Here is a 21,275-nt window from a genome sequence, read left to right on the forward strand (position 1 = left end):
AAGAGTTTCAAGCCTTTGCCTTATATTACTTCTATACAATTAATTTTGCATTAGTATTACTACTAACATTGATTTTATAAGTAATTAACCAAACTTGATATTTATTATTTATTTCAGCGATAATTTTATGGTTTTACACAATGCAATCACCATCAAAAGATCATAATTCAAAAAAACCTCGTTTTCCGAGTATCTCTCTGCAATGGGTGTTAATTGTTCCCTTTGTAGTGCAAATTGTCGGGGCAGTGGGATTAGTAGGTTATTTGTCATATCGTAGTGAACAACAATCCCTTCAAAAATTAATCCTAGAAATTCACCGACAAACCACTGATAACGTAGTTCAGTATTTAGATAACTATTTAGCCACCCCCACGTTGATAAATCGCATTAATGCTGACGCTTTTCGTTTAGGATACCTGAATCTTAAGAATACATCTCAATTAAGGCAATATCTTTATTTTCAATTACAACAGTTTCCTACGGTTAGTCATATTATGGTAGGTACGGAAGAAGGTGTTTTTCAAGTAGCAAATCGTAATCCTTTTCCCACTATCCTAGAAACAAATACGGATAATCCTTCCGAACTTAAGATTTATAGTGTTAATTATCGGGGGGAAAAATTAGCTTTAATTGATACTATTAAAAATTTTCATCTCAAATCTCGCCCTTGGTATGAAACTGCGGTAAAAACAGGCAAACCAATATCAATACCGATTTTTCAATTAGCAGATAATACTGATTTTTCTCTTAATAATAGCCGTCCTATTTATGATGAGAAAACTGGTAAATTATTAGGGGTTTTTTCCGCCGCAGTGGATTTAACTTTTTTTCGTCATTTTATTTCTAGTTTACAGATTGGTAAAAATGGTCGAGTATTTATTGTTGATAAAAATGGCTTTTTAATTGGTACTTCTAGTCATAATTTGCCCTTTCGGAAAAAAGAAAAAAATGGTGAAATTATCCTCGAAAAAATTAAAGCTATAGAAAGTGAAGATCCGTTAATTCAAGCTACAAGTCGTTATTTATTGAGTCAATTTAATGATTTTAAAAAGCTCAATCAAAAGTTACAATTAGATTTTTTAAAAGATGATGATCAACGTCGGCAATTTGTACAAGTTGTTCCATATCACGGTGGTTTAGGATTAGATTGGTTAATTGTCACAGTTGTACCAGAAGGGGATTTTACTGCAAAAATAATAGAAAATAATCAACGGACAATTTTATTATCTTTAATGACTTTTATCACGGCAATAGTCATAGGAATTTTAACAATTCGTAGTATTAATCGTCCTATTTTAAACATAAGTAAAGCTAGTCAATCTTTAGCAGAAGGAGAATTTAATGAACCTTTATCAGAAGATAATATTATTACTGAAATTCGGACTTTATCAATATCTTTTAATCAGATGTTAGCACAAGTTTCTCAATCTTTTGATCAAGTTGAAGTTGCTTTACAAGAATCTCAAGAAAAATATCAAATTCTCTTTGAAATTTTACCCATTGGTATTTTAATTACCGATGAAGATGGTAAATTAATCGAAGGAAATCCGATTTTAGGAGAGATTTTAGGAGTTTCTCCCCAAGAATATATGGAAAATTTAGAAAATAGTCATCCTTCTTGGCAAGTAATTCATGGAGATGGTACTATAATGTCTATATCAGAATTTGCCAGTGTGAGAGCATTAAGGGAAAATTGCTTTATTCATGATGTAGAAAAAGGTATTGTTCAACCTGATGGTAGTATTCACTGGTTAAGTGTTAGTGCTGCCCCTATTCCTCTACCTCATTATGGGGTAGCTATTGCTTATATAGATATTACGAACCGGAAGAAAACCGAATTAGCACTACAAAAAAGTGAAACTAGATTCCGTCGATTAAGCGAAAATATACCCGGTATGATTTATCAATATGTAAGAGATACAAATGGCATTGATAAATTTACTTATGTAAGTAGTAAATCCTTAGAAATTTATGAAGTTGAGCCTGAAAAAGCAATAGAAAACTCTGGTTATATATGGGAAAAAATACATCCAGATGATGTACCAGGATTACAAAAAGAAGTAAATATGTCTGTCATAGAGTTAAAGCCTTTTTTTTCGCAACATCGGTTAATTATGCCTAATAACCACATAAAATGGATTCAAGTCATCGCTCAACCTTACAAAGATGCTCCCGGAAATGTTTTTTGGGATGGTGTCATTTTTGATATTACCGATCGCAAAGCGACAGAATTAGAGTTACAAAATAGTGAAGCAAAATATCGTCATCTTATCGAATATTTACACGCTGGAGTAGTTGTTCATACAGAAGATAGTAGTATAATTTTATGCAATGCTATGGCTTGTGACTTATTAGGCTTAACTTCTGAACAAATGTTAGGTAAATCAAAAATTGATCCTATTTGGCATTTTTTCTTAGAAAATGGTGATATTATGCCTGTAGAGTGTTATCCTGTTCATCAAGTTTTAAAAACTCAACAACCTCTGAAAAATTATATTGTCGGTATCAATAGAGAAGATAATTCAAGGGTTTGGGTTTTAGTTAATGCTTTTCCTGAGTTTGATAATGATGGAGAAATTAAGCAAGTAATCGTCACCTTTATTGATATAACTGATCGAAAATTAGCAGAAAAAGAACTAATTATTGCCAAAGAAACTGCGGAAAAAGCCACAAAAGCTAAAAGTGAATTTTTGGCGAATATGAGTCACGAAATCCGCACTCCCATGAATGGAGTCATCGGTATGGCACAGTTATTATCGATGACACCTTTAAATAATGAACAAAAAGATTTACTTAATACCATTCAAGATAGTAGCGATGCACTTTTAACTATTATTAATGATATTTTGGATTTCTCGAAAATTGAGTCAGGCAAATTGGAATTAGAAAAACATCCTTTTATTTTAAAAGACATCCTTAAATCTTTGTGTAATTTACTCTCGAAACAAGCCACAGATAAAAGTATCAATCTTGACTACGAAATTAGTAATAATTTACCAACAACTTTTTTAGGTGATGCTTCTCGCCTTCGTCAAATCATTTTAAATCTGATAAGCAATGCCCTTAAATTTACCGATAATGGAGAGATTTTGATTTGTGTGGATGTTACCTCCCCTAACTCCCCCTTAAAAGAGGAGAATCAATGGAAAAATCCTCCTCAATCCTCCCCTCAAAGGATGGGAAGTAATGGAAGACAGGAAGAATATGAGTTGTTGATTAGTATTAAAGATACTGGTATTGGGATAGATAGCGATCGCATTAATAAATTATTTCAACCTTTTACCCAAGCGGATGCTTCCATTAACCGTAAATATGGTGGCACTGGTTTAGGGTTAGCTATAAGTAAAAATTTAGTAGCTTTAATGGGGGGTAAAATGTGGGTAGAAAGTTTTGGTAATATTGGGGGAAATCCTCCTGAAAATTGGATTTTTAAATCTCAAGACAAAGGTGCAACTTTTTATTTTACTGTCAATCTTCAAGTAGTTACTGATAGTGAAATTAGCACAGAAAAATCTTCCCTCAAATCAGCACAATTAAACTCAGAAATTTCTTTGTTAAAAATTCTTTTAGCTGAAGATAATAAAGTTAATCAAAAAGTAGCTTTATTAATCCTCAAAAAAATTGGCTATACTGCTGATATTGCTAACAATGGTTTAGAAGTTTTACAGATGTTAGAAAAACAATTTTATGACGTAATTTTAATGGATATGCAAATGCCAGAAATGGACGGAATTACCACTACAAAAATGGTTCGTAAATTGTCAAAACCGCAACCTTATATTATTGCTTTAACTGCTAATGCTTTAGAAGGCGATAGACAATTATGTTTAAATGCTGGGATGAATGATTATATAAGGAAACCTATTGCTATAGATGAACTTAAAAAAGTGTTAGAAAATATTAAAATAAATTGAAGTGGGAAATAATTATAATGAAAAAATCATATACTATTTATGCTGATCTTTGTTGTTTAAATACTTATATTTTTCTTTGGACGACCTAATTTTGGCCCACTCATTCTTATCCCTTTTTCTTGACAGTATTTTCGATTTTCTTTCGTTCTATAAATTTTATCTACATGTATCGATTCTGGATAATATCCCCACATTTTATAATATTTTTCTACTTGCTTTTTTAAGTATTTTGCCGAGGCAAAATTTGACCATTCTACCTACATAGTCTAAAAATATATATCCTTCTACATAAGATACTGATATTTTCGCTCCAAATTCTACTGATACTCTTGCTTTACCTCTTACTATTGGTCTAATATGAGGCTGTTCTATACTTACTATTCTATTTTCTATTGTCTGTTTATTTTCTGAGTACATTTGCAATTGTTGTCTATATAATTCTTTGACTACTTCTATTTTTTCTCTTTCTTTTCTTGACAATATTTCTTCTTCATTTACTTTTGTTTTAACGATTATTTTCATCCAAGTGAAAACCGTTGGGAAATTGAAAATCACTGATAGTATTGTGTAAATGTTCAGTCTTGCGATACATAAAAGTGCGGGGTTTTTTGGTGATTATAACTCCTAAAGACTCATTTTATGAGCAATGTAGTGTATCTAAACCGTTGTTTTTTATAGCTTTCTGAGTTATTCAGCAAACCCTAAGTATGGGTTGCTCAAAAAGTATTTTCGTGAGGTAGGTATTAGCCGTCAGCTATCAGCTTAAAGAAGACTAGGAGATAAGGAGAGTTAAACATGATTAAAATTGATTTTCGATAATTATTGATCAAATTTAATTCAGATGTTTGAGTCATTTTGACAACAATCTCCCCCTCTCCTTCTCACCCCCCTCCTTCCTGTCTTGCCTCTATCAGCTTATTAAAGTCTAACTTCAGGTAATCTAAAGCCCCCGCTGCAAAAAACACTCTTAATTAGACTTCTTGCACCAAGTCGAGTAATAAGTAATAAGTAATGAGTTAAAAAATCAACATTTTTCACCAACAGATTTTACTTTGAATTTTGCACTCGTGTCTATTATTGTTTCAACTTTCAAAATAATCAAAAATAATCAAACCTAACACCTACTACCTGCCACCTTTTATTTAGTTTTTATTTATTGATGTAAGCAAGATCTCAGATTAATAAAATTAAGTTATACTCTATTCGCAATTACTTATGTGTAGCTCCAAAATTGGAAATCAATAAATCTTTCAATACTGATTTGAGATCGTCACAAGGGATACTTTTCTGAGCAACAACACCTAAATGAGCATCTTTACCAACTTTTCCTCCAGTAAATAAATTAACTCCTTCTACTACTTGTCCATTTTTTTTCGCTTTTGTACCCATTAAACCTATATCACCTGCTTGAGCTTGTCCGCAAGAGTTGGGGCAACCAGTCCAATGAATACGAACTCTTTCAGGTATATTTAATTCGGCATCTAATTCTTGGGCTAATTTTAAGCCTCTTTCTTTGGTTTCTACTAAGGCAAAGTTACAATAACGAGCACCTGTGCAGGAAATTAGCGATCGCACAAGAGGAGTAGGATTGATCGGATATTTTTGTAATACTGGATCAGCTAAAAAAGATTCTACTTTCTCGTCAGCGACAAAAGGAATGATAAAATTTTGTTCTACTGTTGCCCGAATTTCACCCTTACCATAAACGTCAGCTAAACGAGCAATATCATACATTCCTTGAGCATCTAAACGGCCAACGGGGATATGAATACCAATATAATTATAACCCTCTTGGATTTGGGGATGGACACCTAAATGATCTCGTTTTTCCATGGTATATTCATCTTTAGAAGCGGCAAAATACAGAGATTTCCCTAACATTTTTTCCACTTCTATGCGAAATCGATTCATACCCCATTTATCCACTAACCACATTAAACGAGATTTACCCCGATTCTCCCTCAAACCTTCCTCTAAGCCATTTTCACTATAAACCTTTAAAATAGCCGCACTTAACTCAATAACTTCATCATTCGGTTTTACCCACACATCCATCGAGATAGACTCTGCACAACGTTGAGCGGATAAATAACCACCAATTAAGACATTAAAGCCAAATTCACCATCTTTAAAAGCTGGAATAAAAGCAATATCATTAATTTCTGCGTGAATAGAATTATCTCTAGCACCGTCAATAGCTATATTTAACTTTCGAGGTAAATTACTAAATTCGTAACTACCTTGACCTTTATTTGTAATTAAATCTTGTAACTTTTGGTTTAATTCCCTCGTATCAAATAATTCATCAGGATCTATTCCCGCTACAGGTGAACCGGTTAAGTTACGCACATTATCCATGCCAGATTGAACGGAAGTCATACCTACGGCTTCAAGTTTTTGGAAAATTTCAGGAATGTCCTGTAAATGTACACCTCTTAATTGTATATTTTGACGGGTAGTAACATCAGCACTACCATCATCTCCATAACGTTCAATAATTTCCGCTAAAGTCCGCATTTGTTTGCTAGTAAGAATACCGTTAGGCATACGCAATCGTAACATAAATTTACCCGGAGTTACTGGGCGGAAAAAGATACCTAACCATTTCAATCTTACAATTAAATCATCTTCTTCCATAGCCTCCCAACCGATATTAGCAAAATTTTCTAACTCTTGTTTTACATCTAAACCATGTTTAGCAACTTTAACTTTTTCGATTTTATTTAATTTAATTTTTGTATCAGTAGCAATAATCATGACGTTATCTCTTTAAATATAAATTGACGATATTGATTCAATAATTAATTTATGAATTAAATTAGTAGATCTTATGCAAAACAGATTATAAATTTAATTCTTAATATTTTGTAACTTTTAATACTGAATACTCTGAGACTAACTACTATTGCATAACTTTTATGGTTTTTTTACATTTTAAGTTAAGTAATTATGTTATTTCTGTTTCGATAAATGCTTCCTCTAACTTTGCTTTCCTCGTTTTACCATCCACTAAGGCACTAACAGTCATATCTCCCATTACATTTATAGCGGTACGACATCGATCAAGAAACCAATCAACGGTAACTAAAATAGCGATATATTCCGTAGGTAATCCAACGGAGGTAAACACCAGTGTCATGGTAACTAAACCAGCTTCAGGGATTCCGGCCGCACCCACTGAAGCGATAATAGAAGTTAGCATCACCATAATTTGTTGAGTTAAGGTTAATTGTTGATTGAGAATTTGGGAGATAAATAAAGCTGACATTGCTTCATATAAAGCTGTGCCATCATTATTAAAATTACTGCCCACCAACGCCCCTAAAGAAGCAGAGGATTCTCTTAAACCTATTTTCTCAATTAAAACCTTGAAAGTTATAGGCATGGTTGCCGTAGAAGAAGCCGTAGAAAATGCTGTAATTAAAGCATCTGAACCTTTTTTGAGAAGATCAATAGGATGTACCCACGAACCAAAATAAACACGAGTTAAATAATACATTGCCTGTAAAATTAAAGCAATAATTACCGCAATTACGAAAAATCCTAGAGATTTAAAAGGGGCAAATCCTTTCAGGGCGATCGTTTGTGATACTATCCCAAAAACAGCAAAAGGAACAAGTTTTATTACCCAATGAACAATAATAATAACTGCTTCAAATAATACCGTTATTAACTTTTCAATGGGGAAATAATCAGTATTATTTTCTTCAATAAATTTAGTTTTTAATCCCCTTAAAACAATAGCAAAAGATAAAGCAACAATAATTAATTGAATAACATTATTATCTACTAAAGGTTTTACTATTGAATCTGGAATAAGATCCTGTAATAATCCCCAAGGATCTAAGGTTTTTTCCGATGGTTTTGTATCTATTCCTAACTCTAAAGTACCATGACTACCGGGTTGTAAAATATTTGCTACTAATAATCCAATAATAATTGCTACAAGAGTATTAGTAATTAATAAAACTGCTAATTTTTTACCTGATTGACTAGGAATTTCCGCAGTTAAAAAAGTATGAATAATTGCCAAGAAAATTAAAGGTGTAGCTAAAGTTCTAAGAGCTTTTAAAATTAAGGTACAAGGTAAAGCTAAATGTTCTATTAATGAAGGATCAATAATAGGGTTTCCCGCACCTAAAATAATTCCTAATATAACAGCTAAAATAAGAGCAAAAACAATTTGTATATAGAGGGGAAATTGACTAATTTTATTAAAAATATTCATAAAATAATCATCATAATTTTAAGTTATGCTTGAAACATTAATCAACCAGCTTACAGTTTGAGGAAAAATAATCACAATTAATAACACAATAAATTGCAAAATCATGAACGGAATAGCACTTTTATGTATGTCTAGTGTACTAACTTCTTTAGGGGCAACACTTTGTAAATAAAATAAAGAAAAGCCCACTGGTGGGGAAATAAAAGCAGTCTGTAAATTAATTGCCATTACTACCCCAAACCAAACCATATCAATACCCAAGGCTTGAGCCGCTGGTACAAATAAAGGCATGGCAATAAAGCAAATTTCAATAAATTCCAGAAAAACTCCTAACGCAAAAATGGCTAAGTTACTGACAATTAAAAAGCTAACGTAACCGCCGGGTAAGCCAGTGAGTAAATTGGTAATTAAAGTTTTACCCCCTAAAGCATCAAAGACTAAACTAAATAAAGAAGAACAAAATAAAATCATTACCACTAAAGCAGTAATTACAGCAGTGGAATGAGAAGCATCTTTAATTAGTTGTGGTGTCAAACGTTTATTTAATCCAGCCAACAGACAAGCACCAACAGCACCAACAGCACCAGCTTCTGTCGGGGTAGCGATACCAAAGAAGATACTTCCTAATACGGCAAAAATGAGTATAATCGGTGGTACAACGGCTTTGAAGATTTGTTTAACTAATTTATTACCTTTAGGTATCAGTATATCAGCAGGTAAAGCAGGTACTTTTTCGGGTTTTATAATAGCTAGTCCTAAAATATAAAGTATATATGACCCTGATAACATTAACCCCGGTATTAACGCCCCTAAAAATAAATCTCCTACGGATACGCCAATTTGATCACTGAGAATGACTAAGACTAAACTAGGAGGGATTAATTGAGCTAAAGTACCAGAAGCGACTATAACTCCTGATGCTAATTGTTTATCATAACCATAACGTATCATTAAAGGTAAAGATAACATCCCCATAACGATTACCGTGGCGGCAACTACTCCAGTGGTAGCGGCTAATACTGTACCAACTAACACCACTGCTAAGGCTAATCCTCCTCGAATACGACTTAAAATAATGCCGATGGTTTCTAATAATTCTTCTGCTAATCCTGATTTTTCCAAAACAGCCCCCAGAAATACAAAAAAGGGGATAGCAAGGAGAGTAAAATTAGACATCGTGCCAAACCAAATATTTGGTAACAATAGCAAACGGCTGGGATTAAATGCACCCACTAACATCCCAATTATGCCAAAAACAAAGGCTGTACCTGCGAAGGAAAAAGCGACAGGATACCCACTCATTAAGATAAAGAAAAAGCCAACAAACATTAAGATGGCTAACCATTCAAAGCCCATAATTTCTCTTATATCAGGTTCGATTAAATAGTTATAGTAAAATTTCACGCAAAGGCGCTCGTGTCGCAAAGAAGTTCGCCAATTTTTATTATCAGTAATCATCCAAACTTGATATTATTCAATGTTAATATGTTCTGATGTTTCTAAACGTAAGCGATCTAATATTGCAGGATAATCTAATAAGACTGCTAAATATTTTATGGCTTGAGAAAAACTTTGTAAAAGTAAGAATAATAACGCCACGGGAATCATCGTTTTAATCGGTGCTCGAGGTAATCCATTGGCATCAGAGGACATTTCCCAATTTCCCCAACTACCGTCATTTTGAAGCCCCCAAGATTGTAAAACAGGATTCCATGTCACCCAAATTCCGAGAATACAAAAGGGAATTAAAAATAAAATTGTGCCGATAAAATCAATTAAAGCCTGTCTTTTTTCGCTCATATTCGTATATAAAAAGTCAACCCGTACATTTTCTCCGTGACGTAAAATATAAGCAAATCCGAATAAAAAAGTAAGAGAAAACAAATACCATTGCAACTCTAATAGAGCATTACTAGATAATTGTGTTCCGACAAAGCGTCCTACATAACGAGCTACGACATTGAAAAAACCAACGCTAACAGTAAGTAATACTAGCCAGTTACTAAGCCATCCCAATTTATCGGTAAAATTATCAATTATTTGGGAAATTTTTAATAATTTTTGAATTAAATAAATTCTTTTTCGGTGAGCCATTTTTTATTAAAGAAACTTTGCTCCTTTGAGTCTTTTCGAGATATTTAATAATAACTCAACTATTATCATTTTTCTCAATTCCCTCACTTCATCTATAATTTTTGGGTATCAAGATCTAAAATAATAATAATTTTTAAAATGAAACGTCGTAATATTATTAAAAGTATATCTCAAGGTGCGATCGCAGCTACTACTGTGGGTGTTGTGGGCGGTTGTCAGAAAGCACAAAATCAGGCAGTAAACGCCGACACTAACAATTTACCAAATGTAAACTGGCAAATGGCAACCAGTTGGCCTCTTTCTTTAGATACTATCTTTGGAGGTGCGAAAGTGTTAGCCGATCGAGTTAAAAGTCTTACTAATGGTAAATTTATTATAGAACCTCGTGCGGCAGGGGAAATAGCTCCCGGATTAGAAGTTTTAAACGTAGTTTCTCAGGGTGCAGTACAATGTGGACATACTGCGGCTTATTATTATATTGGCAAAAGTCCTGCCGTTGCTTTTGGTACGGGTTTACCTTTCGGTTTGACGGCACAACAACAGAATGCTTGGTTATACGAAGGGGGAGGTTTGACAAAGTTACAAGAAATTTATGCTACTAAGTTTAATGTGATTCAATTTCCTGCAGGAAATACGGGAGCACAGATGGGAGGTTGGTTTCGGAAGGAAGTTAATACTGTCAATGATTTACAAGGCTTAAAAATGCGGATTCCGGGGTTGGGAGGTCAAGTTATGGCAAAATTGGGAGTAACAGTGCAAAATCTTCCGGGGGGTGAAATATTTCAAGCATTACAAACAGGTGCAATCGATGCGGCAGAATGGGTTGGCCCTTATGACGATGAAAAGCTAGGATTAAACAAGGTAGCAAAATACTATTATTATCCCGGATGGTGGGAACCCGGACCAACTTTGGAGGTACAAATTAATTTAGATGAGTGGAATAAATTACCTCCTTCTTATCAAAGTGCTTTAGAAGTGGCATCTTTCGAGTCTAATGTCACCATGTTAGCCCGTTATGATGCCCGTAATAATGAGGCCTTAGAGCGTTTATTACAAGTAGGAGTACAATTACGTCCTTATAGTCAAGAAATTTTAGAGGCCGCAGAAAAGGCATCCTTTGCTTTATATGATGAATTTTCGGGTAAAGATGCTGATTTTAAGACTGTTTATGAGCAATGGAAAACTTTTCGCAATCGTATTTATGCTTGGAATAATCTTAATGAAGGTAGTTTTAGTCGTTATATCTATAATAAGTTAAGTTAATTTTTTGAAAATTTGCTAAAGACATAAATATAATTTCAAAAAAAATTTTATACTTTTTCAACAATTCCGAAAATAAGGGCTTTAGCCCTCACTAGGAGCTTATATAAATATTTTCTCGAGATGTCTATTTTAACCCATATTCTGCGCTTGATTTTGTATTTAAAAAGAAATCATGAATTGTATTTGGGGAAAATAATCAAAAATAAGCCCTAAAAGACAGACTACAAACATACAGATAATTTTGTTTACCTATTTTTAATTTAACCTATTTTTAATAACATTTTTGGTAATAACCTGTTTACAAATGCCATAGGAGTGCAAGATTTAAGTAAAATAGATTGATCAAATGAAAATAAAAAAAGAAGGAGACAATTTTGGTTAATACCGTATCATTTAAAACGACAAAGTCTGAACAAATTTTTGCCGCCGCTCAAAAACTCCTGCCGGGTGGAGTAAATTCTCCGGTGAGAGCGTTTAAATCCGTTGGTGGGCAACCTATTGTTTTTGATAGAGTGAAAGGAGCTTATATATGGGATGTGGATGATAATCAATATATCGATTATGTCGGTTCTTGGGGACCGGCAATTTGTGGACACGCTCACCCTGAAGTTATTAGTGCATTACATGAAGCCTTAGAAAAAGGCACAAGTTTTGGGGCTCCTTGTGTCTTAGAAAATGTTCTTGCTGAGATGGTTATTGATGCCGTGCCTAGTATTGAGATGGTACGTTTTGTTAATTCAGGTACGGAGGCTTGTTTATCTGTGCTACGGTTAATGCGCGCTTATACCGGCAAAAATAAAATTATCAAATTTGAAGGATGTTATCATGGTCATGGTGATATGTTCTTAGTACAAGCAGGTTCTGGTGTTGCTACTTTAGGTTTACCTGATTCTCCGGGTGTACCTAAATCTGTCACTGCTGATACTTTAAACGCTCCCTATAACGACTTAGAAGCGGTGAAAAAACTATTTGCCGAACATAAAGGGGAAATTGCTGGGGTTATTTTAGAACCAGTGGTAGGAAATTCTGGGTTTATTCCTCCTGATGCTGGTTTTCTTGAAGGTTTAAGAGTTATTACTCAAGAAAATGATGCTTTATTAGTTTTTGATGAAGTAATGACTGGTTTTCGTATTGCTTACGGTGGTGTTCAAGAAAAATTTGGTGTTATTCCTGATTTAACTACTTTAGGTAAAGTTATCGGCGGTGGGTTGCCCGTTGGTGCTTATGGTGGTAAAAAGGAAATTATCGAATTAGTAGCACCATCAGGTCCTATGTACCAAGCTGGAACTTTATCGGGTAATCCTTTAGCCATGACGGCAGGTATTAAAACTTTAGAATTATTGCAAAAACCCGGCACTTACGAATATTTAGAAAAAATTACTCATAAATTAATTACGGAATTATTAGACATCGCTAAAAAAGCAGGTCATGAGGTGACAGGTGGTAATATTAGCGGTATGTTTGGAATATTTTTCACAGGTAATCCCGTCCATAATTATAGTGATGCAAAACAAGCTGATACTGTAAAATTTGGACGCTTTCACCGAGGAATGTTAGAAAGAGGCGTTTATTTAGCACCTTCTCAATTTGAAGCAGGTTTTACTTCGATCGCCCATACAGACGCTGACATTCAACAAACTTTAACTGCCGCCGAAGAAGTGCTTAATTTAATTAAAAATTAGGAATGAAGAATTAGGAATTAAAACCACTGTGAAATTGATTTTAAGGTAGTTATAAACAATTTTGAGATTCTGTAGTTAAAACTTCTACTTTTTCATAACCAGCCGTTTGCATTAATTGGCTAATTAAAATTACCGCTTTTTCGTTAGCTTGATCTAATATTTTTTGCTGACAGGCGGTTTCTTTTATTTTTGCTAAAGTTTGACGTTGCGCTTGAGTCTGTAATTCTGAGGCAACATCTGGCCCTAAATTTAAAAAACCTCGATCATAATCATATACTTGAGATTGATTCACGTCGATTTTCTCGTCTAAAATTTCTGGTGCCGGTAATCTGATTTGAAGTTTATCCCCTTTTATCTCAATATCATCGGCGGTGATTTTACTTAAATCTAATCCTGCTTTTACTTCTCCCCTGGCAACATAAAGCAAATTTGTTTCACCGATGACCATATTACCTAGTTTACGACTAGAAGAAGTGGGAACGATGGCATCCATGATAAACTTTGTGGTGGTTAATTCACTAACGCCTTGAATTTGTTTAACGATTAAATGAGGGTTATTTATTTGTGGTGGCGTAATTTCCTGATGAAAAATCTCTGTTATCCCGTGTACAATATTATTTACTATTCTGCCTACACCCAAAACACCAAAAATAATTATCAAGGTTAAACTACCGCTAGTTATCAAGGCAGTATTTTTGAAGATACGAGAATTGAAAATAAATAGTTTAGAAGTGTTCATCACAGCAATGGGGTACTTTTTGTCTATCAGAATATTATACAAGGTATTTTCGTTTACAAAATCAGTAACTACACTTGAGTAGTAAAATATTTGAAGAGAATTATCAAAACCTATAAAATAAAAACTTGCTAATTCGCATAATATAAATCGATTAAGTTCTCTATTTTGAGAGAATATATACTAAATTTTTATGATAACTGAAAAAATTTTTGGGAAACAAAATCCTATTATTGGTGTCGTTCATTTATTACCTTTACCTACTTCCGCTAGATGGGGAGGTAGTTTAAAGGAAGTAATGCGAAGAGCTGAACAAGAAGCTACTGCTTTAGCCGCTGGTGGAGTTGATGGTATTATTATCGAAAATTTTTTTGATGCCCCTTTTTCTAAGGATAATGTAGATCCTGCTGTAGTTAGCTCTATTACCTTGATTGTTGATCGCATTATGAATTTAGTTATGTTACCTATTGGCTTAAATGTCCTACGAAATGACGCTAGAAGTGCTTTGGCGATCGCAGCTTGTGTTGGTGCAAGTTTTATTCGAGTTAATGTCTATACAGGTGTAATGGCAACAGATCAAGGTTTAATTGAAGGAAAAGCTCAAGAAATCCAAAAGTATCGCCGAGAATTAGGAGAAGATATAGCTATTTTTGCGGATGTTTTAGTGAAACATGCTCGTCCTTTGGGGACACCAAATTTAACTATAGCAGTACAAGATACCATAGAAAGAGGATTAGCCGATGCAGTAATTTTATCAGGTTGGGCAACAGGTTTACCACCTAGTAAAGAAGATTTAGAATTAGCACAATCCGCAGCTAAAGGTACACCAGTATTAATAGGTAGTGGTGCGACACCAGAAAATATAGCAGATTTGATGACTTTTGCTAATGGTGTGATTGTCTCAAGTTCTTTGAAACGTCATGGTAAGATTGATGAAACGATTGATCCTAGTAGGGTTTCCCAGTTTATAGAAGCTACCCAAACTCGTCTAATTAGGAGTAAAGAGTTATTTCTTGAGTAGTGAATAATGTAGGACTTAATATATTTAGCCTTGACTGAGTGAGGAGTAAAAACTGCTATTATGAAAATATGAAAATCATAAGGCACAAATTTATTATATTCTTATGGCACAAATAAAGACGATCGGGAGTAATGGACAAATTTCTTTAGGGAAAGAGTTTGCAGGGGAAAATGTTTTAATTGATAATCCTGAATATGGTGTTTGGACTATTAAAATCGGTAAATTTATTCCCCATAATGAACAATGGTTATTGGAAAAAGATAATGCCACTAAACTTGATGATGCTTTAGATTGGGCTAGTAAAAATAAACCCTCTCACACTGATTTAATGGAGTTAGAAAATTCTTTATCTACTCACTTTAATGTCAATGATGATAATGATTAAAGATTTTTTTATATTAATTGAATGGCTAATATTTTGCTGGATTTAAACTCCCCTATTTTCCAAAAAGATTTATTTTCTTTGAGTAAGGAAGATGCCTATAGTGTCTTAAATACTTTAAAAAAAATAATTAAAATGGATTGGGATAGTCTCTATAAAAGTAAAGGGTTAAAGTGGGAATTAATCTACTCTAAAAAAGGAAATAATGGCGAAAATATTTATAGCTTTCGTATTAATCAAAAGTTTAGGGCAACGGCTTTAAGGGACGGTAATTATTTGAGGGTGCTTAGTTTACATTTAGACCACGATTCTACAAAACCTTATGTTATTCAAAATCAATGGAAATGTTAAAGTATTCTATTTCACTATTGATTCACTATCTAAAATTTAAAGATGTACCAATTCCGTTTCGCTCCTAGAGAAGATGTGCTTTAACTCATTTTCATACTCAAAATCAGCAACGCCGTAAATTCTAAATTCTTATAGCTTCCTGATTAATTCAGTAGCCCCTAAATAGAATAATTTTTGCTAATAAAATCTTTTGCTTCTTGAGAATTACTGATTTTTCCGTCTAAATATAAACCTTGTATAATAGTTAACATTTCTTTATATTGTTTACTTGGTTTATAGCCTAATTTTTTCAAATCATCACCATTTAAAAGAGGTTTAATCTTACTCCATTTCATTAAATATTGCCAGATAATATTTCTGATTTGTTTATTATTTTTTAAAGCGATAAGTAATAAAGTTATAGATTGATAAGATGCTAAAAAATTGACCTTTTCACTTATATATTGAAAAGAGGGTAATTTCTTTTTAATTATTTTTTCATTAATTGACAAATATTTTAATCTTTCGATACTTTCTTTTGGTAATAGTAAATTTTCAGCTACTTTTATGCCTTCCTCAAAAGAAGCTAAAATAATTTCTAGTCTAACTAACCAAGAAGATGCTTTTTGATTTTCTTCATCTAAATAATAATATTTTAACCATCGATCAAGACAACGAATTTGCCACCATAATTGAGGAGTTAATTGACAATGACGATGTAAACAAGTTAAAGCACCGACTTCATTTAATAATTTTAAGGCAGGTTTCCAATATTGGGCTTGGAGAATATAACTTAATTCACCTTTAAGGCGAGTTGTCAAAGCAGGAATAGAGGTTTTTTCAAGGGAAACTCTTTCATAAACTCCGCTCGAAATAGCATAGTTAATATATTCTCTCGTTTGTGCTTCAATAGTGAAATTTAATCTCACAGCAAATCTAACAGCTCGAAAAATTCTGGTAGGATCTTCAATAAAGCTATTAGGATGCAAAACTCTGATATTATGCGATCGTAAATCCTGTAAACCTCCGAAAAAATCCAACAATTCACCTCCACGAGGATTAGTCAGACGTATAGCTAAAGCATTAATAGTAAAGTCTCGACGATATAAATCTTGGCGAATGGAGGAAGATTCCACTTCTGGATTTGCGGCTGGATAAGGATAAAATTCTGTGCGCGCGGTAGCAATATCTAACCATAGTGAACCTAAATACTTATCTTTATGCCATAATAACGCAGCAGTCTGAAACTCTCCATGAATACTGAGACGCACTTGAGGATAAAAACTTTGTAATGCTTTGGCTAACTTTACCCCCGCTTCCCTTATGGCTGTGCGATGAAAACCATCTACCACTAAATCAATATCTTGTAATGAGAGAGTCTCTGATTCTTCTATCAAAAATAAATCTCTGACACCACCTCCGACTAAATAAAGATGCCATCCTTGACTTTGGGCATAAGTTGCCGCTTGTTGTAATAACTTCCAGACAGCCGGATGTAAATGCTTTGCTAAGGAAGGAAAAAGACAAGACAAAAGGGGCAAATTTTCTTTATCATCGGAGTTACTAAAATTTAATCTATTTTGATGAAGATGCCGTAAAACATCCGTGCGAGTAACAATACCCCGTAACTCATTATCATCAATAACAGGTAATCTGCCAATATCATTATTTACCATCAAACTTTCAATTTCATTTAAAGAAGTATCAGGGTTAATTATTTGCACATTTTTCGTCATATAACCCTTAACAGGTGCATGGGAAAAACCATGATGTAAAGCTAAATCAATATCACGTCGAGAAATAACCCCTTGTAATTTTCCTTCTCCATTCACCACAAATAAACCCGAATGTCCATAACGTAATAAAATTCGTTGAGCTTCTTCTATAGTAGTAGAAGGGCGAATTGTCCTCACAGGAGAAGACATTAAATCTGTTGCGGTAAGAGGAGGAGGAATTAAATGTTTAATGCGATTTAAGAGATTATCCATCACATTTTGAGGATTATCACAGCGTAAACAAAAAGAAGCGGCACTACTATGACCACCGCCACCAAAATTTGTAAAAATAGAACCTAAATTGACAGATTCTAACTTACTACGCCCAATTATCGTCAATTTTCCTATTTTCTTGTCTTCCTGACTTCTTGACTTATCCTCATCTTCACCTCCTGCCTTTTGATAAAAATGTCCGAATAAGAAGACATCAATATCTACTAAATTTCTAATTCTTTCGGTTAAGTTAGACAATCCAGCGATGAAATTAGGTGTTTTTAAAACAATCCAAACAACACAACTACCATTAATCATTTCTGTTTGTAAATTTTTTAATACTTCGGGAAATAACTTCTGTAACTGTGGTGATAAACTTGGCTCAACATACTCCCCTAAACTACGAATATTTATCCCCTGATTCATTAACCATGCTAATGCTAAAGCATCTCTAGGGGTAGTTTGTTCAAAAGTAAGTGAACCGGTATCAACATGAATACCTAAAGCCATAACCGTAGCTTCTATCTTATTGAGAGTGATTAAGTTTTGTTGCAAAAGTTCACAAATAATCGTGGAACAAGCCCCTACTTTTTCGATATATTTAAAAGTACCCTCACTAATAGACTCATTTTGAGGGTGATGATCATAAATAGTAATGGATTCTAAACTTTTTAACTCTAACCATTGTGCGGCTTTTCCTAATCGATCTCTATCTTGAGTATCGACAATAAATAAACGGCAGATTTTTTGAGGGTTAACGCTACGAAATTCGATTAAATTGAATTCATCTCGATGTAAAGCAAGGAAACGTTTTACGGAAGGATGAGCACCTCCTGTTAAGACAATTTTTGCCCTTTGATATAATTTTGTTAAACCTACCGCCGCCCCTAAAGCGTCAAAATCTGCAGTTTGATGGCATAAAATTATGTCCATTAGACAATTCCTCCTAAAATACAATCTTTTATTTCCTTTTCAAGCGCAAAATGACGTGGGCAATTTGAGTATTAAATTTTGGTTCTAAATATGCCAACTTTGTCATTTGTAACTTTTGTACACTATAAAAAAATTCAGTCAACCTAAGATTACGATCGAGGCTCTAAATTTAGTTACTATCGCTCCATTCCTGAACTACAGGAGTATATTCTTATTGACTAATATAGTGTTAAGGTTAAACAGTTTACTAAAAATAGTCAAGGGCAATGGCTACTAACAGAATACGAAACAGCAAACGCAAGTATATTTGTAGAATCATTAAATTTATAGTTGGAGATTGGCGGTATTTATGAACAGGTAAAATTTGAGAAGTATTAATTTCAATTTTGTTTTTTAAAATTATCATCAAAGTCAAAAGACTTGATATACATTGTTTTCAGCTTCATTGTTACATTTAACTCAGGTATTACTATAATTACTTGATATATTAAGAGCATTAAGTGTTAAATTGAATTACTTATGGATAACCAACAATATTTAACTACCGAAGAATCTTTAGAAGTAGAAAAAGCCTTACTTACATCGTCAGAAAAATTTTTGACTCGTTTAACGATTTCTTCTTTAAGACTTTTACAAGTTATCGCTCAAGATTTGAGTGTCTCTATAGATACTTTAACTACCAATGATATTATTCGATGGATGGAAAAAGATAGTAAAACTAGAAAAGAACAAGGAAAAGATCATGCTGTACTAAAATGGGAAAATTAACCTTCTGCTAATTGAGACCTTATAAGTTTTCATCTTGCCAGAATCGTTCAATAATAGAATAAAGTAATTAAATTTAAAAGTAATTAATTCATGACCTCCATAAATGAGTTACATCAACAGATAAAAAGTAAACAACGTTCTGCCTTAGAAATTACGGAAGAATATTTAAAGACTATTGAAAAATTAGAGCCACAAATTAAGAGTTTTTTGTGCGTCACCAAAGATTTAGCCTTAGAAACGGCGAAAAAAGTCGATGAAAAAGTTGCCAGAGGAGAAGAAATTACCTCTTTAGAAGGTATCCCCATTGCTATTAAGGATAATATGTCCACTAAAGGTATTCCTACCACTTGTGCATCCAAAATTTTAGAGAATTTTATCCCTAGTTATGAATCTACCGTCACCCAAAAATTAAGAGATCAAGGTGCAGTAATTTTAGGTAAAACTAATTTAGATGAGTTTGCTATGGGTAGTTCAACTGAAAACTCTGGTTATCAAGTCACTGCTAATCCTTGGGATATTACAAGAGTACCTGGTGGTTCTTCTGGCGGCTCTGCCGCTGCTGTTGCCGCTAATGAATGTGTAGTATCTCTTGGCTCTGACACGGGAGGCTCAATTCGTCAACCTGCTTCTTTATGTGGTGTGGTGGGCTTAAAACCTACCTATGGTTTAGTGTCTCGTTTCGGTTTAGTTGCCTATGCTTCTTCTTTAGATCAAATTGGTCCTTTTGCTTATACTGTCGAAGATACCGCTATTTTATTACAGGCGATCGCCGGATATGACAGTAAAGACTCTACCAGTTTAAAAGTAGAAATTCCCGACTATACAAAATTATTTACCACCGACTTAAAAGGCTTAAGAGTAGGCATTATTCAAGAAACTTTTGGAGAAGGATTAGATAACGTCGTTGCCGAAAGCGTTAATCAAGGTATCAAAGAATTAGAGAAATTAGGGGCACAAGTAACAGAAATCTCTTGCCCACGTTTCCGTTATGGTTTACCTATTTATTACATAATTGCTCCTTCGGAAGCATCCGCTAATTTAGCTCGTTATGATGGTGTTAAATACGGCATTAGAAACGAAGCTGATAATTTATTAAAAATGTACACCAGTACTAGATCTCAAGGATTTGGTGCAGAAGTAAAACGTCGTATCATGTTAGGTACTTATGCTTTATCTGCTGGTTATTATGATGCTTATTACCTCAAAGCCCAAAAAGTGCGTACTCTTATAAAAGAAGACTTTGATAACGCTTTTGCTGACGTTGATGTGTTAATTTCTCCTACTGCACCAACCACGGCCTTTAAAGCTGGAGAAAAAACCGATGATCCCCTTAGTATGTATTTATCAGATTTAATGACAATTCCCGTGAATTTAGCTGGTTTGCCCGGTATGAGTATTCCCTGTGGTTTTGATAATCAAAATTTACCCATCGGAATGCAATTAATTAGTAATGTTTTAAGGGAAGATGTATTATTTAAAGTCGGTTACGCTTATCAACAAGCGACAAATTGGCATACAAAACGCCCTAATTTAACCTCATAATTGAAATAAAAACTAAAAAAAAACAGTTGGAAGTAAAAGCCTTAAATATTAACATTAAGAGCTATAAAATTTTACCTCAGTTCGATGTCAGAAACCTTTAAAAATCAGGGTTTAAGAGTCTTAGTTGACGAAATTTTACCCACCTAAAAGAATTAAATTTAGCAAATAATTGTCGAAAATCAATTTTAATAATGTTTAAGTGAATTTTCTCCTAGTCTTCTAGTCCGCTAGTCCCCTAGTCTCATCTTCACCGATAATTTTATGTCGAACTTAGATCTTGCATCTATATCATCAATTCTCGATGAGGATACGGAAGAGGGAAGAGGGAAGAGGGAAAAGTAATCAGAATTGATTTTAAAACTCCTAAAATTGATTTTTCCCGTTTTATTTTATT

At 33.6% G+C, this 21,275-nt stretch carries 14 protein-coding genes and 2 pseudogenes; 9 read left to right on the top strand and 7 right to left on the bottom strand.

What is annotated here, in order from left to right; genetic code table 11:
* The first annotated feature begins 140 nt into the window (after nt 1-140).
* Nucleotides 141-3,914, top strand: coding sequence for a PAS domain S-box protein (locus FWJ34_RS01340; RefSeq protein WP_308253504.1), 3,774 nt, complete (start codon nt 141-143; stop codon nt 3,912-3,914).
* 62 nt (nt 3,915-3,976) lie between these two features.
* Here FWJ34_RS01340 and FWJ34_RS01345 read toward each other — a convergent pair.
* From FWJ34_RS01345 to FWJ34_RS01365, 5 genes and pseudogenes are all read right to left on the bottom strand, one after another.
* Nucleotides 3,977-4,394, bottom strand: a pseudogene (locus FWJ34_RS01345) (transposase); the annotation flags it as partial.
* Between the two features lie 729 nt (nt 4,395-5,123).
* On the bottom strand, nt 5,124-6,671 hold the full coding sequence (locus tag FWJ34_RS01350) for a ferredoxin--nitrite reductase (RefSeq protein ID WP_308253505.1): 1,548 nt from the start codon (nt 6,669-6,671) through the stop codon (nt 5,124-5,126).
* A 190-nt stretch (nt 6,672-6,861) separates the two neighbouring features.
* Complete coding sequence (locus tag FWJ34_RS01355) at nt 6,862-8,142, bottom strand: dicarboxylate/amino acid:cation symporter (RefSeq protein ID WP_308253507.1); 1,281 nt, start codon at nt 8,140-8,142, stop codon at nt 6,862-6,864.
* A gap of 18 nt (nt 8,143-8,160) precedes the next feature.
* Nucleotides 8,161-9,498, bottom strand: a complete 1,338-nt coding sequence (locus FWJ34_RS01360; RefSeq protein ID WP_308253524.1) for a TRAP transporter large permease subunit — start codon at nt 9,496-9,498, stop codon at nt 8,161-8,163.
* A gap of 114 nt (nt 9,499-9,612) precedes the next feature.
* Entirely contained in the window at nt 9,613-10,236 is a 624-nt protein-coding gene (locus tag FWJ34_RS01365; protein ID WP_308253508.1) for a TRAP transporter small permease subunit, read from the bottom strand.
* 138 nt (nt 10,237-10,374) lie between these two features.
* Between FWJ34_RS01365 and FWJ34_RS01370 the strand changes: the two genes are divergently transcribed.
* Both FWJ34_RS01370 and hemL read left to right on the top strand, forming a co-directional pair.
* Nucleotides 10,375-11,499 (top strand): TRAP transporter substrate-binding protein, encoded by a 1,125-nt coding sequence (locus FWJ34_RS01370; RefSeq protein ID WP_308253509.1) that lies wholly within the window; start codon nt 10,375-10,377, stop codon nt 11,497-11,499.
* Between the two features lie 374 nt (nt 11,500-11,873).
* A complete protein-coding gene (gene hemL, locus FWJ34_RS01375; RefSeq protein WP_308253510.1) occupies nt 11,874-13,181 on the top strand; it encodes a glutamate-1-semialdehyde 2,1-aminomutase in 1,308 nt (435 codons plus the stop codon).
* A gap of 49 nt (nt 13,182-13,230) precedes the next feature.
* Here the strand turns inward: hemL and FWJ34_RS01380 are convergent, their stop codons facing one another.
* The gene (locus tag FWJ34_RS01380) at nt 13,231-13,920 is read right to left on the bottom strand and encodes a DUF4230 domain-containing protein (protein ID WP_308253525.1); all 690 of its coding nucleotides are present in this window, start codon (nt 13,918-13,920) and stop codon (nt 13,231-13,233) included.
* A gap of 190 nt (nt 13,921-14,110) precedes the next feature.
* Here FWJ34_RS01380 and btpA point away from each other — a divergent pair, with 190 nt between their 5' ends.
* The 4 genes and pseudogenes from btpA to FWJ34_RS19505 form a co-directional block, all read left to right on the top strand.
* Nucleotides 14,111-14,938: a photosystem I biogenesis protein BtpA gene (gene btpA, locus FWJ34_RS01385; RefSeq protein ID WP_308253511.1), complete on the top strand. Its 828-nt coding sequence runs from the start codon at nt 14,111-14,113 to the stop codon at nt 14,936-14,938.
* Between the two features lie 103 nt (nt 14,939-15,041).
* Complete coding sequence (locus FWJ34_RS01390) at nt 15,042-15,323, top strand: hypothetical protein (protein ID WP_308253512.1); 282 nt, start codon at nt 15,042-15,044, stop codon at nt 15,321-15,323.
* Between the two features lie 21 nt (nt 15,324-15,344).
* Nucleotides 15,345-15,671 (top strand): hypothetical protein, encoded by a 327-nt coding sequence (locus FWJ34_RS01395; protein ID WP_308253514.1) that lies wholly within the window; start codon nt 15,345-15,347, stop codon nt 15,669-15,671.
* A pseudogene (locus tag FWJ34_RS19505) lies at nt 15,635-15,739 on the top strand (IS1 family transposase); the annotation flags it as partial. The gene FWJ34_RS01395 and the pseudogene FWJ34_RS19505, both read left to right, overlap by 37 nt.
* Nucleotides 15,740-15,829: 90 nt before the next feature.
* Here the strand turns inward: FWJ34_RS19505 and FWJ34_RS01400 are convergent.
* Nucleotides 15,830-18,571 (bottom strand): CBS domain-containing protein, encoded by a 2,742-nt coding sequence (locus tag FWJ34_RS01400; RefSeq protein WP_308253516.1) that lies wholly within the window; start codon nt 18,569-18,571, stop codon nt 15,830-15,832.
* Between the two features lie 519 nt (nt 18,572-19,090).
* Here FWJ34_RS01400 and FWJ34_RS01405 point away from each other — a divergent pair.
* Both FWJ34_RS01405 and gatA read left to right on the top strand, forming a co-directional pair.
* Nucleotides 19,091-19,339 (top strand): hypothetical protein, encoded by a 249-nt coding sequence (locus FWJ34_RS01405; RefSeq protein ID WP_308253518.1) that lies wholly within the window; start codon nt 19,091-19,093, stop codon nt 19,337-19,339.
* A 90-nt stretch (nt 19,340-19,429) separates the two neighbouring features.
* Entirely contained in the window at nt 19,430-20,881 is a 1,452-nt protein-coding gene (gatA, locus tag FWJ34_RS01410; RefSeq protein WP_308253519.1) for an Asp-tRNA(Asn)/Glu-tRNA(Gln) amidotransferase subunit GatA, read from the top strand.
* Nucleotides 20,882-21,275 lie beyond the last annotated feature (394 nt).

The sequence above is a fragment of the Geminocystis sp. GBBB08 genome (assembly GCF_016743215.1).
In the GTDB taxonomy this organism is placed as follows: Bacteria; Cyanobacteriota; Cyanobacteriia; order Cyanobacteriales; family Cyanobacteriaceae; genus Geminocystis.